The sequence below is a fragment of the Psychroflexus maritimus genome (assembly GCF_011089875.1).
Classification (GTDB): domain Bacteria; phylum Bacteroidota; class Bacteroidia; order Flavobacteriales; family Flavobacteriaceae; genus Psychroflexus; species Psychroflexus maritimus.
Window position 1 is genome coordinate 93,322 of record NZ_JAANAS010000072.1, and the last position, 16,050, is coordinate 109,371.

Sequence of the window (16,050 nt, forward strand, 5' to 3'; positions counted from 1 at the left end):
AATACTTAACACTAAAACAACACAAATGAAAAAAATAGCATTGCATTGGCAAATTATTATGGGAATGGTTTTTGGGGTAGTTTTTGCCCTTGTGTTAAACCCGTTTGAATGGGGTGCCGATTTTATTTCTAATTGGATTAAACCATTTGGAAGCATTTTTATTAAATCGCTTAAATTAATTGCTGTTCCTTTAATTTTAGCTTCACTAGTAAAAGGAATATCCGATTTAAAAGATATTTCTAGTCTTTCTAAAATGGGGTTTAGAACCATTATTACCTACTTAATTACAACAATTATAGCAGTAACTATTGGGTTAGTAGTAGTCAATGCTTTTCAGCCAGGTAAAACCATTTCTGAAGAAACCAGAAACGAACTTATTGAAAGCTATGGAGGTGATGCTGAATCTAAACGACAAGTAGCGCAACAACAACAAGATTCTGGCCCTTTACAAGCGCTTGAAGATTTAGTTCCTAGCAATATTTTTGGCGCAGCGGCTGATAATGCAAACATGCTACAAGTCATCTTTTTTGCTATATTTTTTGGCATTGGTTTAATTTTAATTCCAGAAGAAAAAGGCTTGCCTGTAAAGCGCTTTTTTGATAGTTTAAATGAAGTCATTTTAAAAATGATTGACCTTATTATGTTAGCGGCTCCTATTGGTGTTTTTGCACTTCTAGCAGCACTAGTAGTTGAAGCTCCTAGTAGTGATTTGATAATAGCCCTACTATATTATTCCATTTGTGTTGTGGCTGGATTAGCCTTAATGATTATTTTCTACGTTCTTGCGGTTTGGATGATTACAGGTAAAAATCCAAAAGTGTTTTTAGGTGGAATTTTTCCCGCTCAATTATTGGCTTTTTCCACTAGTTCTAGTGCAGCCACCCTTCCTGTAACTATGGAGCGCGTTGAAGAAGAATTGAAAGTGGACGCTAAAGTAGCTAGTTTTGTGTTGCCGATTGGAGCTACCATAAACATGGACGGTACAAGTTTGTACCAAGCAGTGGCTGCCGTTTTTATTGCGCAAACCTTTGGTATGAATTTAGATTTGGCAACTCAATTAGGAATTATAGGAACTGCCACCTTGGCCTCAATTGGCTCAGCAGCTGTTCCAGGTGCTGGAATTGTAATGTTAGTTATTGTACTTGGTCAAGCTGGTATTCCTGAAGCAGGACTCGCTTTAATATTTGCAGTTGATCGTCCGCTAGATATGTTAAGAACCACCGTCAATGTTACGGGAGACGCCGCTGTTTCAATGACTGTTGATCAAGCCCAAAAAAACACTAAAAATTAAAAGGAAAGGCCTACATAAACTTGAAATGTCGAATTTCTAGCTTCAGTACCAAGAAAATTTCCTATGTCATTATCAACAATGTTCTGAAGACCATAGTTGTATCTAGCGCCAATAGTAATTGGTTTTAAATCAATATTTGCACCAAAAACCAAACCATAGTCTAAGCGATTAAAATCACTTGTACTCAAATTGCTAGAAAAACTTGTACCCAAATTAGTTTGTCCTGAAACGCTTGAATTCACTAAATAGCCGGCATAAACTCCACCTTCAACATAAATCAAATTCGCGAAACCCAAAGATAGCATTACAGGCAAATCAATATAACCTAAGTTCAAGCTAGTCTCTCCTAAATCGCTTTCAATTCTTGAACCTTTGGTTGAATAACCTAGTTCGGCCTGTAAAAACAAAATGTCTTCAATTAAAGCTGATTTAGAGGTAAGGGCAAAACTATAACCTGCTCTTAAATTAGTGTCGTCAGGCTCATCAGCAAATAAATTAGAAAGATTTAAACCTCCGCGCACCCCAAGTCTTGTGTCTTGTGCTTGAGCATGATTCAAACCAAAAACAAGAATTAAAAAAGCAAATAATCCAATAATTTTATTCATAACGTCTATTTTTTACAATTTAACAAAAATAATTTTAAGGAGTTACCAATTAAAAAAAATTTTATGTTCAAAAAACGAAGAGTAATACCAATTTTACTATTAAATGTCGTTAAGAGAGCGAAATTGCTTTTTTCATATATAAGGCTGTGAATAATTTGCATCCCTTACGTACGTGACGGAAATTGTGAACAAGGAAATATATGGGAAAATGAATGAGCTAAATAGCGTCATTTGATGGTTAAATGGGGATAAGACATTACCCCTAGAAAATTAAATCTGAATTCGCTACTTATTTTACAAGAACTCGGCAGCAACTGAGGACCAAAAACCATTTAGCTTTAAGCTTACAATGCTTTTTTTTATGTAATTTTGAAACAAAAATTAAGGTATGCCTCAATGGGAAGAATTGTTATCCTTACAAAAATATGGAGATCAAAATAAGCGTTTAAGACAAGAACAAGATGAAACCAGATTAGGTTTTGAAGTAGATTATGACCGGATTATATTTTCTTCGGCATTTAGAAGCCTGCAGGATAAAACCCAAGTTATTCCCATGTCTAAAACCGATTTTGTACACACGCGCTTAACACACTCTCTAGAAGTCTCTGTTGTAGGAAGAACATTAGGGCGTAAAGTAGGTATAGAAATTTTAAAAAAATACCCTCACCTAGCCCAAGCCCACGGACATCACTTTCACGATTTTGGTGCTATTGTAGCTGCTGCTGCTCTTGCTCATGATATTGGAAATCCGCCTTTTGGCCATTCTGGCGAAAAAGCTATTGGCGAATATTTTAGCCATGGCGAAGGACAGCGCTTTCAAAAGAAACTAAGCAAAATTGAATTTCAAGACCTTACCCATTTTGAAGGAAACGCTAATGGCTTTAGATTACTAAACAAATCTGAACCCGGTATTGAAGGTGGCTTACGAATTTCATTTGCTACTTTAGGTGCTTTTACCAAATACCCTAAAGAAAGTTTACCACATCGACCAAGTCGGGAGATTAGCGATAAAAAATTTGGCTTTTTTCAAACTGAAAAAACTATTTTTCAACAAGTGGCTAAGCAATTAGGACTAGTTAAAAAATCTACTACAAATGTGAGTTATCATCGCCATCCGCTGGCTTTTCTAGTTGAAGCTGCTGATGATATTTGTTATACCGTGATTGATTTTGAAGACGGCATTAATTTAGGACTTATTGAAGAAGATAAAGCCTTAGAATACTTATCAAAAATCATTGCCAGCCGGGTAAATCGTCAAAAATATACGCAGTTAAAAACCACCAAAAACCGAATGAATTATTTGCGTTCATTAGCTATTGGTACATTGATTGATGAAGCCGTAAGCCTTTTCCTAGAGAACGAAGAAGCTATTAGAGAAGGGAATTACCATAAATCTTTATTAGACCAATCAAAATTTAAAGCTCAAATTGATGATATCATCAAAATAAGTATTGACAAAATCTACCGAAGCCGTGAAGTCTTAGAAAAGGAGATTTCTGGATATAAAATTTTAACTACACTTTTAGATTGTTTTACAAAAGCCATGGAACAACAAGAAAAAGCTACGGCAACAAATTACGACCGACTCATTTTAGCTAATTTTCTTTCTGAACTTAATTTTGAAGGAAAAAGCACCTATGAAAACCTGTTAGAAATCTGCTCTTATGTTGCTTCTTTAACCGATAGTAATGCACTTCGTATATTTAAGAAACTTGAGGTTGGAAGTTTGTAAGTAAGTCCTTTACTCGTCTTTTATGCAACGTACTGAAGCTCCACCAGCTTGTAAGTGGCTAGTTACTTGTGCAGAAAAAGTGTTGATTCCCATATCTTTACCGTTCATGTTTTCGCTTTCTGCCGACCAATAATAGCCAAAATCTCCTTCCGAACCAATTTCGCCATCGGCATTTCCGCGATAACCGGTTAGGCTAAATTTCATAGAACTTTCAAAAGCACCTGCAGCATCTGGGGTTGTCCAAGAGCTAATTTCTTCAGCTAATTCTTCTGGGCTTGGTAATCGAAACCCACAAGGACATGGATTATTAACTGCATCAACACCTTCCCATAAATCGGAATTTTGCTGGTTATTCCACGTTGGAAAACCAGCTATAAAAAAGCCATGTTCTGGCTGTATATCTGTGGCTTGATTTTCAATAATTTCTGCATCCCTCAATTGATGCCCATCTGCGCTTCTACCCCATTGATATAAATGGCCATAAGCTCTATTGTCATTAAACGAATTAGCTACTTGGTCGGCTCCTAAATTCCTGTCCATCCAAGTTCTTCCAGTTACGGGATTAGTGATTTCAATAACTTCAGTTGAAGCGTCTGTGCCAACTTGTCGCGTCTCAAAAGTCAAGCTGTTTCCTTCTACCTCTTGACCATTAAAAGTGGCAAATAAAGTAGCTTCATAAGAAGAAGAACTATCCAAATTACATAAATAATTAATTTGATTTGGCGCAACTTCATACCATAAATCGGTAAATAAATCGTTATCCTGAGTTTTGCGAAGTCGTAATTCAAAAACTGCTTCACTTTGGCTAGTTTGAAGCTTAGCAAAAGCTCTATTCTGACTTATGCTATAGATTTCTTCTAATTCAAAATCAAAAATTATTTCCTCAGAGATGTCGTCTTTATCTGACGAACAAGCGACAAAAAAACTCCAAAAAATAAGAGCCATTATTTTTATTTTCATAAACTATACTATTATACGTTCAAATATAAACTATTTAGCAACAGAAAACACAGAAAAACTAATGATAAGGTCAAACTCCCTTATATGCTAAAAAACTCCAAAACTCTTCCCTAGAAATTTCTTCAGCACCCAAACTAGCTAAATGCGAAGTATATACCTGACAATCGATTAAGCGAAAGCCTTTTTGTTCAAGTTCTTTGACCCACCAAATAAAAGCATATTTAGAAGCATTACTAACATGTGCAAACATACTTTCACCACAGAAAACTTTTTGGTCTTCTAACAAAACACCATATAAACCACCAACTAACTTTTTATTTTCCCAAGTTTCAACCGAGTAGGCAAGCCCTTTTTCGTGTAGTTTTTTATAAGCTTCTATCATTTCAGAAGTAATCCAAGTATCCTGCTGCCCTTTTCTAGGAATTGCTGCACAATGCTTAATTACCTGGTCAAAATTTTGATTTACACTAACTTCAAATTTGCCTTTTTTAAAAAGCTGTTGCATACTTTTTGAAACCTTCAGTTGGTTTGGAAAAAGTACCATTCTTGGGTTGGGGCTCCACCATAAAATTGGTTCGCCTTCAGCATACCATGGGAAGATTCCATTTTGGTAAGCCAATTCTAATCGTTCAACAGATAAATCGCCACCCACTGCCAATAAGCCTTGCTCATCGGCGTATTCAACGGGAGGAAATACAAGCGATTCTTTAAGTAAATACATATTAATAAATAAAAATTAAAGCCGCTATAAAAACTAGAGAAGCGAGTAAAAACAAGGCAAAAGTATAAGGAAAAATTTCTTTTGCTTTTAATTTAGTAATGGCTAATAAAGGCAAAGCCCAAAAGGGCTGAAGCATATTGGTAACTTGGTCTCCATAAGCAAAAGCCATAATGATTTTTGGAATTTCAACGCCTTTACCTAAAGCAGCTTCAATAACAATAGGGCCTTGAATAGCCCATTGCCCACCTCCGCTTGGAACAAAAATATTAACTAAACCTGCACTAATAAAAGTAAAAATTGGTAAGCTTTCTTCTGAAGAATTCTGAATAAAAAAACTAGCCATTTCGGTAACTAAACCGCTCTCTTTCATTACTCCCATAATACCAAAGTAAAGCGGAAACTGAATTAAAATACCTGAAGCACCTTGAATGGCTTCAGCTAAAGCATCACTAAATGAAGCTAGGTTATGATGCAATAAAAAACACAAACTCAACATAAAAAAATTAAGTGAATTTGGCGTCAACTGAAGCTGCAACACTTCTTCTCCATAGGCCACCCAAAAAGCAACTAACAAAAGTAGTCCTATGATTTTTGCTAAGTAAGGTTTTTGGTCTAATGTATGTAAATGGCCTTGATCAGTTGAGTCTTGCTTTTGAAGCAGGTTCGGTAATTTAATTTTACCTACCGACTTAAGACTTAAGCTCCTTAAAAATAATGGAACAATGATAAGTAAAGCTAATGCAACAATCAGGTTAGGTGTAGAAAAAAGACTTTGAGCAGTAGAAACTTCAGGAAGGAAATCGGAACCCATTTGGGAAATTTCTTTTTCGGAAAAAAAACTTGCTAAATGACCTTTTTCTGCTGCTTTTAAAGGAGCTGAACCACTTAAACCTCCATGCCATACTAACATTCCTACGTAACCTGAAGCTCCCAAAAGCGGGTAATTCAACCTAAAGTTTTCGCGTTCTGCCTTCTCCCCTATTTTTCGCACTAAAATAGCACCAAAAATTAAGCCTAAGCCCCAATTAAAATAAGCCACTAAAATAGTTAAGCAACTCACTATAACTACTGCTGAAGAATTGGAGTTAGCAAAACTAGTCATCTTGGTTAAAAATAAATTAGCTGGACGACTAAGTACAAGAATGTGACCTAATACCAAAATTAACATCATTTGATAAGCGAAAACTAATAAATCTGAGTTCCAAATTCCACTTTGCCAGTGAGTTAGTGTGTTCACAAAATGATTTTCATCCGTTGGACTCGAAGTAAAAAAATAAGCCAACAACAAGCTGAAGATAGTCAACACAAGAGCTATACTTAACGGACTAGGAAAGTACTTTTCAATAAATTTAGCTATAGAATTGACTATTTTCACCATCCAAAAGTAAGTAATAGAATTTATAACATCAAATTCAATTTTGAGTTGTTTAAAACCAAAGCCCTAAAAGCCCCTCCCTAAGCCTCCCCCATTGGGGAGGGGACTTAAAAACATAACGTGATTAGCAGTATGGGAGACCTCGTTCCTTGGTGTAACAAACTCACCCTCGTTGACCTGTCATTCCGGAAAAATTTTCCTAAGGAAATTTTATGCGGAATCTTACTGTTATGAAACCAAATGTCAGTTCGAGTTTTTTTCTTGACCGATAAGGGAAAGAAAAAAGTATCGAGAACACTACCGAAGACGGCTCTCAATAGTTCTGCTGAGTTTAATCGAAGTACAATCTCAATCTGTTTTTTCACCAAAAACAAATTGAAATTACTACGAATGACGTTTTTCTGTAAATTAATGATTATCAGTGTTTTGTTTATCTTCGAGCGGAGTCGAGATGTGATCGGTTCTCGATAGAGTTTATCCTGAGCCAGGTCGAAGGGCTCGAACTTGAAACAAAATTAATAAACGTCACACACTTTTAACTAAAATTCGCAAAATTTTCAGAGACTCAAGCAGACAGAAAGTCCCTGATTTCCAAAATATAAGATTCAGTATCTCGTTATCACTCGTACGGAATGACAAAAGAAAATAAGACTTGAAAAGCAATACGTGATTAGCAGGATGAGTCAACTCGTTTCTCGGCTTGACAAACACATGCTCCTTTTTTATCATGGAGATTTACATGAAAATGGTATATTCTTCCATAACCCAAAATTTGCTTGGTTTAATAAACTAATTTTATTCATCTTTGCAAAAAACAACAAGCATGTATCTTCGCTTTGTCAAGCCTATTTTTGATTTCTTTTTGGCCTTAATCGGATTGATTTTGTTGTTACCATTTTTGGTACTCATTAGTTTTATTTTACTTTTTATCCATAATGGAAAAGTTTTCTTTCTGCAAAAGCGCATAGGTAAAAAAGCTTCTGTTTTTACAATCATCAAGTTTAAAACCTTAAAAGAAAATGGAGCTAGGCATGGTTTTTTACGTTTTCTTCGGAAATCAAAATTAGATGAAATGCCCCAGCTTTTCAATGTGTTAAAAGGAGAAATGAGCATCGTTGGTCCTCGACCAGACATTCCTGGGTATTATGACGAAATTGATAAGCCATATACCTCAATATTGGATTTAAAACCCGGTTTAACTGGGTGGGCCTCGCTAAAATACGCTAATGAAGAAGCTCTCTTAAAACAACAAAAAGCCCCCTTAAAATATAACAATGAAGTAATTTTTCCGAATAAGTTGAAAATTAATTTAGCTTACCGAAAGCAAGTTTCACTTTGGGTTGACATAAAAATCATTTTAGATACCTTATTTTTACCCTTCAGAAATAAAAACAATGAATAACTTACCCAAAATATGGCTTTCTTCTCCTCACATGGGTGGAGAAGAACAAAAATTTGTCGATGAAGCATTTGCTTCTAATTGGATAGCTCCTTTAGGACCAAATGTTAATGGTTTTGAAGAAGATTTAAAAAAGTACCTAGGAAGCACCCATGAAGTGGCTTGTTTATCTAGCGGAACTGCAGCTTTGCACCTTGCGCTTGTTCAACTAGGTGTAGGTCAAAATGATGAAGTCATTTGTCAAAGCTTCACTTTTTGTGGTTCTTCAAACCCTATACTCTATCTAGGTGCGCATCCTATTTTTGTAGATAGTGAAGAAACTACCTGGAATATTTGTCCAATCGCTTTAGAAGAAGCCATCAAAGACCGAATCAAAAAAAAGAAGAAACCCAAAGCTATTATTGCTGTTCACCTTTATGGAATGCCTTATCAAGTTGAAGCAGTACATGAAGTAGCCCAACGCTATAATATTCCTGTTATTGAAGATGCTGCCGAAGCCTTAGGCGCTCACTACAAAGGCAAAAATTGTGGTACTTTTGGAAGTTTAGCCGCTTTGTCTTTTAATGGAAATAAAATAATTACCACCTCTGGCGGAGGTGCTATGGTAACCCCAAACAAAGAACTCAAAGAAGAAACTGTGTTTTTAGCCACACAAGCACGCGACCAAGCTCCGCATTATGAACATTCACAAATTGGTTACAATTACCGAATGAGCAATATAGTGGCTGGCATTGGAAGAGGGCAAATGTTGGTTTTAGACAAACATGTTGGTTTACGAAGAAAAATGAATCAATTTTACCTTGAACTTTTTAAAGAAGTTGATGGAATTAAAGTGCTTCAAGAGCCAAGCGATGATTATTTCTCTAATCACTGGCTAAGTTGTATCCTAGTGAATCCTGAAAAAACAAAGGAGATAAATAGAGAGCAAATCCGTTTGGCATTTTTAGAAGCCAATATTGAAAGTCGCCCACTCTGGAAACCAATGCACCTGCAACCTATTTTTAAAAATTCTCCTTTTTACGGCGGAAATGTAGCCGAAAAGTTATTTGAAAACGGACTTTGTTTACCTTCAGGAAGTAATTTAACTGATGAAGACCGCCACCGAATTAAACAAGTAATTAAAGACTTATTTGATTAAATTTTAAAACAATGGATTTAACTGAATTAATAAAAAAGCGAAGATCTGTATTTCCCGCTCAATACACCCAAGAAGAAATTTCTGATACCGCTGTTAAAGCCGTTTTAGAAGTGGCTAATTGGGCACCCACACACAGAAAAACGGAACCTTGGCGATTTAAAGTAGTAAGGGGGGAAAGCAAAGAAAAACTTGCTAACTTTATAGTTGATGAAAAGAAAAAAGAAGGCGAATTATCAAGCTTCAAAGAACGGAAAATACGTTCTAAATTTGAAGTTTCTCCAGTTGTTATAGCTATTTGCATGCAAACTAACCCAAGCTTATTACCGGAATGGGAAGAAGTAGCTGCCGTGGGAATGTCGGTTCAGAATATGTGGTTAAAATGCACCGAATTAGGTATAGGAAGCTATTGGAGTTCTCCAGCAGTTATTAGCAAAATGAAGAATTTCTTTTCACTTGAGGAAAATGAAAAGTGTCTAGGTTTTTTCTATATGGGCAATTATGAAGGTGATTTGCCCGCGGGTGAACGCAAATCATCTATCAAGGATAAAACAGAATGGATGAATTAAGTTTTTTTAAATGAACAGTCATTTTTAAAGTTGACTGCACTTTTAATAGTCCTCTTATGAGAGGACTATTTATTCAACTACCGATTGATAGTATTCTGGTATTCTAACTTTAATATATTCATGGTCTCTTCTTTGGTGACAAGCATTACAATTCACGCGTAATTGTTCGTATTTTTCAAAAAAAGCAATAGAATCTTTTTTGTGAATTGCTTTTTCAAGCTCAGGAAGAGCAACAGTTAAAAATATTTCAGCAGACGCTGCATGCTCAGGTCTTCGTTCTAATCCTAATTCAATAGCTTCCTCTAATTCTTCAATATGATGCGCTGCATAGCCCCAATTTTGATTTTTACCTGCGGTGTAAAGTTCTTTATAACGATAGCTCACTTCCCACATAGCTTTTCCAAACCCTTGAAAATGCTCTTCAGTCTTTTCTAATTTTTCTTCTTCTGTTCCCGTAATCCAATCCCCTTGAACAGGCTCTTGAGGTGACTGACAAGCCACTGCAAAGCCTAACATCATGCTTAATGTAATTATTTTTTTCATCGTCAAATTTTTCGTCTAAATTAAATAAAACTTACTAATCAATAAAGAGAATTTATCCGAAATATTCACTCAAAAAGTATTCTTGCCTTGAAACGATTAAAGAACCTGAAATCTACACACATCAAATTAAAGTGTTTCTAGATTTGAATTAAGCATCAAAGACAACAAAAATCTTAAAACTTATAAAACTACTTGCTAAGCATTAGTGAAAAAGTGAATAATAATGAATAGGTGTAGGTGTGTTTCATTAGAATATATAATTTATAGTCATTATAAATAAGCCTGTTGTTTTGCCAAGTTTCTAATTTGCTTACTTATAAATAGTATTGTTTTTTCATTTCAACAAAAATAAATGCTGATTTTGAGAACATCAGTCTTTTAGCTTTTTTAAAAAAAACAAATAAAACACACACACCCCCTTGTTTTTAAAAAATATCAAGCTAAATAAGTATAAATTTATAATTTTACCCTCATAAAAAACAGGTACATGTATAAAATTGAAGCGATTATTAGAAAATCAAAATTTAATGAAGTTCAAGAAGCTTTACACCAAATTGACGTGAATTTTTTTAGCTATTGGGATGTTACGGGTGTGGGTAATGAGCGAAGAGGTAGTGTTTACCGAGGCATAGAATACAGCACCTCCGATATTCAAAGACGCTTTTTAGTTATTGTAGTAAGTGAAGGCTTTTTAAATGAAGCACTAGAGACGCTAAGAAAATCTGCTACAACAGGAAAAGTTGGAGACGGAAAGATATTTGTAAGTCGCCTTGAAGAAGTAATTAGAATTAGAACTAATGAAAGAGGAACAAACGCACTAAAATAAAAATCTCATGGAAGAATTGCTTTTAACCACCAACAACTTATGGATGATGCTTTGCATTGCCTTAGTTTTTATTATGCATCTTGGATTCTCATTGCTAGAGATTGGTTTGACAAGACAAAAAAACACTATCAATATTTTATTTAAAAACATATTTATTATTTGTGCTGGATTACTCCTTTATTACTTTATTGGTTTTAGCTTAATGTATCCTGGAGACTTTAATGGCTACTTAGGCTTTGCTAGTTTTGGTTTAGAATTACCTAGCAACGGACTCACATCAGAATACGCAGAGAGTGGTTATACCTTCTGGACTGATTTCTTATTTCAGGCTATGTTTGCAGCTACCGCGGCAACAATTGTTTCTGGAGCTGTTGCAGAACGTGTAAAAATTCAAGCTTTTGTGTTATTTAGTATAATTTATGTGGGCTTAATTTATCCTATTGTAGGTTCTTGGTTGTGGGGTGGTGGTTTTTTAGAAGAATTTGGATTTTACGATTTTGCAGGTTCTACAATTGTTCATTCGGTAGGAGGATGGGCCGCGTTAGTTTTTATTTATCTTTTAGGCGCAAGATATGGAAAATTCAAAAAAAATAAATCGCTAGCTATTCGCGGCCATAATTTACCTTTAGCAGTAATGGGCTTGTTTTTGCTTTGGTTTGGTTGGTTTGGTTTTAATGGTGGCTCGGTGCTTTCTGCACAACCTGGATTAACCTCAAAAGTACTGGTTACTACTAGTCTAGCCGCAGCAGGTGGAGGTATTAGCGCGGCACTAATTACGTTGTTTCTTTATAAATCGCTTGATGTTACTATGTTTATTAATGGTGTTTTGGGTGGTTTGGTAGGTATTACTGCCGGTGCAGATTTAATGTCGCCTACGCAAGCTATCTTAATTGGATTAATTGCTGGAGTGGTCGTAATTTTAGCGGTACGCCTCATAGACCGACTTCATCTTGATGATCCTGTAGGAGCTATTCCTGTTCATTTATTTTGCGGTATTTGGGGAACATTAGCGGTTGGGGTTTTTGGAGAGATGGCTAGCTGGAATCAACTTTGGATTCAATTTTCTTCCTTATTGATTATTGGTTCGTTCTGTATGGTTTCTTCTGTAATCATTACGTTAGTGCTAAAATATTCAGTTGGCTTACGTGTAAGCAACAAAGCAGAAATTGAAGGTTTAGACAAACACGAACACGGTATGCAAGCTTATGCAGACTTTGGGATTCAGAATAATTAAAAATCAAGTTAAAAGACAAAAAAATCCGTACAATTTTTACATCGTACGGATTTTTTTTTAGTGGCAATGAATAATTAAGCTTTTGGAGCTCCATTCATTATTTCTTGATTTGCATAATCTTCAAATTGCTTGAAATTATCTTGAAAAGATTTGGCAAGGTGTGTCGCTTTTTGGTCATAAGCCTCCTTGTCTTCCCAAGTAGCTCTTGGATTAAGCACTTCGTCAGGAACATTTTCACAAGATTGAGGAACTGCCAAACCAAAAATTTCATGGGTTTTGAATTCTACATTTTCTAAGTTACCTGCCAAGGCTTCAGTAATCATAGCTCTGGTATATTTCAGTTTCATTCTAGAGCCAGTGCCATAAGGACCGCCTGTCCAACCTGTATTCACAAGCCATACATTCACTCCAGCATCTTTCATTTTTTTGCTTAACATTTCAGCATAACGAGTAGGATGCAAAGGCATAAATGGCGCTCCAAAACAAGCAGAAAAACTTGGAAGCGGTTCATTAATTCCTGCTTCGGTACCAGCTACTTTAGCGGTATATCCACTAATAAAGTGGTAAGCGGCTTGACCGGGAGTTAGTTTTGAAATTGGAGGCAAAACCCCAAAAGCATCGGCCGTTAAGAAGAAAATATTGGTAGGATTCTCTCCTACTGAAGAAGGCTGAATATTATCAATGTGGTAAATTGGGTAACTTACACGGGTATTTGGTGTGATGCTAGCGTCCTCAAAATCAACTTTTCCTTGATTATTTATAATTACATTTTCAAGAATAGCACCTGGTTTTATAGCGCGAAAAATATCGGGTTCTTTTTCTTCGGTTAGGTCAATTACTTTAGCATAACAGCCTCCTTCAAAGTTAAAGATTGTATTTTCTTTAGTCCATCCATGTTCATCATCACCAATTAATCTTCGGCTAGGGTCTGCAGAAAGCGTTGTTTTTCCAGTTCCTGAAAGTCCAAAGAAAATAGCAGTATCTTCATCTTCACCAACATTGGCCGAGCAGTGCATAGGTAGGGTGTTTTTTTGAGTTGGTAAAATAAAATTCAAGGCAGAAAAAATTCCTTTTTTCATTTCACCAGTATAGCCAGTTCCTCCAATTAGAGCAATTTTCTTTTTAAAATTGAGAATAGCAAAATTATGTGAACGTGTACCGTCTATTTCTGGATTGGCATGAAATCCGGGTGCATTAACAATCTTCCAGTCGGCAGAAAAATTTTCTAATTCACTTTCTTCTGGGCGCAAAAACATATTGTAGCAGAAGAGGTTACTCCACGGATATTCGTTTACCACTCTAATATTTAAGCGGTAATTATCATCAGCACACACGTAGCCATCACGAGCATACAATTCTTTTCCATTTAAGTAATCAATGACCTTATCATACAGGAGGTCAAATTTTTCAGAATCAAAAGGTTTATTGATATCTCCCCACCAAACATCTTCTTTGGTGATTTCATCCATAACTATAAACCGGTCTTTGGGCGCTCTGCCAGTAAACTCACCAGTATTTATTGCTAGTGCGCCAGAGTCAACCTCAACCCCTTGATTTTTCTTTAGAGTAGCTTGGTGAAGTTTTTCTGGAGTAAGTTGATAATGAACTTTTGCATTTTTAATTCCGAATTCTTTTTCTAACGAAATCGTTTTCGTAGTTTTTAAATTATCAGCCATTGTAATCGTTTATTGATTTATGGAAAGCAAAATTAGAAACTTTATTCTAATAAAAGGAAGTAAATAGAATTTATTTGGTTTTCGTTTTGAAAAAGTTGATGAAAATTAGCAACCAAGCTACAATTAATAGCAAACCACCTATTGGAGTAACAGGCCCAAGAAAAGAAACCTGAAGCTCTAACCAAGCTGAAGTAGCTAATAAATAGATAGAAAAAGAGAAAAATAAAATTCCTAGCACCAACAAAACTCCAATTGTTTTCTGAAATTTAGGTTGAATAAGTGAGCTGCTTCCTACCCATAGCAATAAAAGGGCGTGGTACATTTGATAACGCACTCCAGTTTCAAAACTTTTCAGCGCCGATTCATCTAGATGATTTTCAAGCGCATGCGCTCCTAAAGCACCAAAAATAACAGCTAAAATTCCAAAAAAAGCACCAAATAACAACAGACTTTTACGCATAAAATTTGAATTAGAGTAGATAATTTTACTAACTTCGTACATTCACAAATTTACAAAATAAAGACAATTTTATGCATACTATTTTAATAATTGGTGCCGGAAAGTCAACTTCATCATTAATTCGTTATTTATCTGAGAAATCAAAAACTGAAAAGCTACATCTAATTGTAGCTGATAAATCTCTTGCTATCGCAAAAAAAATGATAGAAGGTTTTTCATCTACGGAAGCTTTAGAACTTGACATCTTTAATGCAGAAGAAAGACAAAAAGCTATTCAAGATGCAAGTATTGTTATTTCTATGCTTCCTGCTCGATTTCATATTGAGGTAGCTAAAGATTGTTTAGCGTTTGGGAAAAATATGGTTACCGCTTCATACGTCTCTAAAGAAATGCAAGCTTTAGACGAAGAAGTAAAAGCTAAAGGCCTAAGCTTTATGAATGAAATTGGCGTTGACCCAGGCATTGACCACATGAGCGCTATGAAAGTAATTGACGAAATTAAAGAACAAGGCGGAAAAATTTTAATGTTTGAATCTTTTACAGGCGGATTAGTTGCTCCAGAAAGTGACGACAACCTTTGGAACTATAAATTTACTTGGAATCCTAGAAATGTAGTAGTTGCAGGACAAGGTGGTGCGGCCGAATTTATTCAAGAAGGACAATACAAATATATTCCTTACCAACGCTTATTTAGAAGAACAGAGTTCCTAGAAGTACCTGGTTATGGTAAATTTGAAGGTTTGGCTAATCGAAATTCGTTAGCTTATAGAAGTGTTTACGGATTAGAAAACATTCCTACCATTTACCGAGGAACCTTAAGGCGAATTGGTTTTAGTAGGGCTTGGAATGTGTTTGTTCAACTAGGAATGACTGATGATACTTATCATTTACAAAATACCGAAAACATGAGTTACCGAGAGTTTGTTAATTCCTTCTTGCCCTATTCGCCTTACGATAGTGTTGAACTCAAACTTCGACATGCCGTAAAAATTGATCAAGATGACTTAATTTGGGATAAATTATTGGAGTTGGATTTATTTAATCCCAATAAAAAAATTGGACTTCATAAAGCTACTCCAGCGCAAGCTCTTCAAAAAATCCTGGAAGATAAATGGACGCTTCAGCCAAATGATAAAGACATGATTGTGATGTATCATAAATTTGGATACGAAATGGATGGAGAAAAAAAACAAATTGATTCTACTATGGTGAGTATTGGTGAAAATCAAAAATATACCGCTATGGCAAAAACAGTGGGAATTCCTGTAGGGATTGCCTGTGTAAAAATCCTTAACAAGCAAATTACTATGCCTGGGGTATTGCGCCCTATTCACAAAGAAATCTATGAACCCGTTTTAAATGAACTTGAAGAATACAATATCATTTTTAACGAGCAAGAAAAAGAATACAAAGGTTACAATCCCGATCAATTGAACTAAAATAAAAATTAATCCTATTTCTATTCAATTTTCAAATAGCTATAGAAACCATGATTTCAATAATCTCCCCATCTTCAGATGGGGA

At 35.4% G+C, this 16,050-nt stretch carries 15 protein-coding genes; 8 read left to right on the plus strand and 7 right to left on the minus strand.

From position 1 onward, the window contains the following. The first annotated feature begins 25 nt into the window (after nt 1-25). The gene (locus tag G7034_RS09585; RefSeq protein ID WP_166400741.1) at nt 26-1,291 is read left to right on the plus strand and encodes a dicarboxylate/amino acid:cation symporter; all 1,266 of its coding nucleotides are present in this window, start codon (nt 26-28) and stop codon (nt 1,289-1,291) included. On the opposite strand, the gene G7034_RS09590 is transcribed toward G7034_RS09585, so the two are convergent. Continuing rightward, entirely contained in the window at nt 1,288-1,896 is a 609-nt protein-coding gene (locus G7034_RS09590; protein WP_166400742.1) for a porin family protein, read from the minus strand. The two genes, G7034_RS09585 and G7034_RS09590, sit on opposite strands and share 4 nt — an antisense overlap. Before the next feature lie 388 nt (nt 1,897-2,284). Here G7034_RS09590 and dgt point away from each other — a divergent pair, with 388 nt between their 5' ends. Beyond that, entirely contained in the window at nt 2,285-3,628 is a 1,344-nt protein-coding gene (gene dgt / locus G7034_RS09595) for a dGTP triphosphohydrolase (RefSeq protein WP_166400743.1), read from the plus strand. Nucleotides 3,629-3,637: 9 nt separating this feature from the next. On the opposite strand, the gene G7034_RS09600 is transcribed toward dgt, so the two are convergent. The 3 genes from G7034_RS09600 to G7034_RS09610 all read right to left on the minus strand — a co-directional run bounded on the left by G7034_RS09600 (nt 3,638) and on the right by G7034_RS09610 (nt 6,687). Then, nucleotides 3,638-4,573: a fibrobacter succinogenes major paralogous domain-containing protein gene (locus G7034_RS09600; protein ID WP_166400744.1), complete on the minus strand. Its 936-nt coding sequence runs from the start codon at nt 4,571-4,573 to the stop codon at nt 3,638-3,640. Nucleotides 4,574-4,658: 85 nt separating this feature from the next. Further along, the gene (gene aat, locus G7034_RS09605) at nt 4,659-5,309 is read right to left on the minus strand and encodes a leucyl/phenylalanyl-tRNA--protein transferase (RefSeq protein WP_166400745.1); all 651 of its coding nucleotides are present in this window, start codon (nt 5,307-5,309) and stop codon (nt 4,659-4,661) included. Nucleotide 5,310: 1 nt separating this feature from the next. Beyond that, nucleotides 5,311-6,687, minus strand: coding sequence for a short-chain fatty acid transporter (locus tag G7034_RS09610; RefSeq protein WP_166400746.1), 1,377 nt, complete (start codon nt 6,685-6,687; stop codon nt 5,311-5,313). An 820-nt stretch (nt 6,688-7,507) separates the two neighbouring features. Between G7034_RS09610 and G7034_RS09615 the strand changes: the two genes are divergently transcribed. Genes G7034_RS09615 through G7034_RS09625 form a run of 3 tightly spaced genes read left to right on the plus strand, consistent with a single transcriptional unit; the run spans nt 7,508 to nt 9,787 of the window. Then, nucleotides 7,508-8,086: a sugar transferase gene (locus G7034_RS09615; RefSeq protein ID WP_166400747.1), complete on the plus strand. Its 579-nt coding sequence runs from the start codon at nt 7,508-7,510 to the stop codon at nt 8,084-8,086. Continuing rightward, complete coding sequence (locus G7034_RS09620) at nt 8,079-9,221, plus strand: DegT/DnrJ/EryC1/StrS family aminotransferase (RefSeq protein ID WP_166400748.1); 1,143 nt, start codon at nt 8,079-8,081, stop codon at nt 9,219-9,221. The genes G7034_RS09615 and G7034_RS09620 overlap by 8 nt, the downstream gene beginning before the upstream one ends. 11 nt (nt 9,222-9,232) lie before the next feature. Then, nucleotides 9,233-9,787: a nitroreductase family protein gene (locus G7034_RS09625; RefSeq protein WP_166400749.1), complete on the plus strand. Its 555-nt coding sequence runs from the start codon at nt 9,233-9,235 to the stop codon at nt 9,785-9,787. Nucleotides 9,788-9,856: 69 nt separating this feature from the next. Here G7034_RS09625 and G7034_RS09630 read toward each other — a convergent pair whose 3' ends face one another. Further along, nucleotides 9,857-10,330, minus strand: coding sequence for a hypothetical protein (locus tag G7034_RS09630; protein WP_166400750.1), 474 nt, complete (start codon nt 10,328-10,330; stop codon nt 9,857-9,859). A gap of 487 nt (nt 10,331-10,817) precedes the next feature. Between G7034_RS09630 and G7034_RS09635 the strand changes: the two genes are divergently transcribed. Continuing rightward, nucleotides 10,818-11,156, plus strand: a complete 339-nt coding sequence (locus tag G7034_RS09635) for a P-II family nitrogen regulator (RefSeq protein ID WP_166400751.1) — start codon at nt 10,818-10,820, stop codon at nt 11,154-11,156. A 7-nt stretch (nt 11,157-11,163) separates the two neighbouring features. After that, entirely contained in the window at nt 11,164-12,390 is a 1,227-nt protein-coding gene (locus G7034_RS09640) for an ammonium transporter (RefSeq protein WP_166400752.1), read from the plus strand. A 74-nt stretch (nt 12,391-12,464) separates the two neighbouring features. Here the strand turns inward: G7034_RS09640 and pckA are convergent, their stop codons facing one another. Together pckA and G7034_RS09650 are read right to left on the minus strand one after the other, a co-directional pair. Beyond that, nucleotides 12,465-14,066 (minus strand): phosphoenolpyruvate carboxykinase (ATP), encoded by a 1,602-nt coding sequence (gene pckA, locus G7034_RS09645; RefSeq protein ID WP_166400753.1) that lies wholly within the window; start codon nt 14,064-14,066, stop codon nt 12,465-12,467. 70 nt (nt 14,067-14,136) lie between these two features. Further along, a complete protein-coding gene (locus G7034_RS09650) occupies nt 14,137-14,568 on the minus strand; it encodes a DUF423 domain-containing protein (RefSeq protein ID WP_246166818.1) in 432 nt (143 codons plus the stop codon). A 29-nt stretch (nt 14,569-14,597) separates the two neighbouring features. On the opposite strand from G7034_RS09650, the gene G7034_RS09655 reads away from it, so the two are divergent. After that, entirely contained in the window at nt 14,598-15,965 is a 1,368-nt protein-coding gene (locus tag G7034_RS09655) for a saccharopine dehydrogenase family protein (protein ID WP_166400754.1), read from the plus strand. Nucleotides 15,966-16,050 lie beyond the last annotated feature (85 nt).

What these genes read in the sequence shown, in the direction of transcription:
- G7034_RS09640 (WP_166400752.1), top strand. Translation starts at nt 11,164, where the DNA reads ATGGAAGAATTGCTTTTAACCACCAACAACTTATGGATGATGCTTTGC.
- G7034_RS09635 (WP_166400751.1), top strand. Translation starts at nt 10,818, where the DNA reads ATGTATAAAATTGAAGCGATTATTAGAAAATCAAAATTTAATGAAGTT.
- G7034_RS09590 (WP_166400742.1), bottom strand. Translation starts at nt 1,896, where the DNA reads ATGAATAAAATTATTGGATTATTTGCTTTTTTAATTCTTGTTTTTGGT.
- G7034_RS09620 (WP_166400748.1), top strand. Translation starts at nt 8,079, where the DNA reads ATGAATAACTTACCCAAAATATGGCTTTCTTCTCCTCACATGGGTGGA.
- G7034_RS09615 (WP_166400747.1), top strand. Translation starts at nt 7,508, where the DNA reads ATGTATCTTCGCTTTGTCAAGCCTATTTTTGATTTCTTTTTGGCCTTA.
- G7034_RS09610 (WP_166400746.1), bottom strand. Translation starts at nt 6,687, where the DNA reads ATGGTGAAAATAGTCAATTCTATAGCTAAATTTATTGAAAAGTACTTT.
- G7034_RS09650 (WP_246166818.1), bottom strand. Translation starts at nt 14,568, where the DNA reads ATGTACGAAGTTAGTAAAATTATCTACTCTAATTCAAATTTTATGCGT.
- G7034_RS09585 (WP_166400741.1), top strand. Translation starts at nt 26, where the DNA reads ATGAAAAAAATAGCATTGCATTGGCAAATTATTATGGGAATGGTTTTT.
- G7034_RS09625 (WP_166400749.1), top strand. Translation starts at nt 9,233, where the DNA reads ATGGATTTAACTGAATTAATAAAAAAGCGAAGATCTGTATTTCCCGCT.
- G7034_RS09655 (WP_166400754.1), top strand. Translation starts at nt 14,598, where the DNA reads ATGCATACTATTTTAATAATTGGTGCCGGAAAGTCAACTTCATCATTA.
- G7034_RS09630 (WP_166400750.1), bottom strand. Translation starts at nt 10,330, where the DNA reads ATGAAAAAAATAATTACATTAAGCATGATGTTAGGCTTTGCAGTGGCT.
- dgt (WP_166400743.1), top strand. Translation starts at nt 2,285, where the DNA reads ATGCCTCAATGGGAAGAATTGTTATCCTTACAAAAATATGGAGATCAA.
- aat (WP_166400745.1), bottom strand. Translation starts at nt 5,309, where the DNA reads ATGTATTTACTTAAAGAATCGCTTGTATTTCCTCCCGTTGAATACGCC.
- pckA (WP_166400753.1), bottom strand. Translation starts at nt 14,066, where the DNA reads ATGGCTGATAATTTAAAAACTACGAAAACGATTTCGTTAGAAAAAGAA.
- G7034_RS09600 (WP_166400744.1), bottom strand. Translation starts at nt 4,573, where the DNA reads ATGGCTCTTATTTTTTGGAGTTTTTTTGTCGCTTGTTCGTCAGATAAA.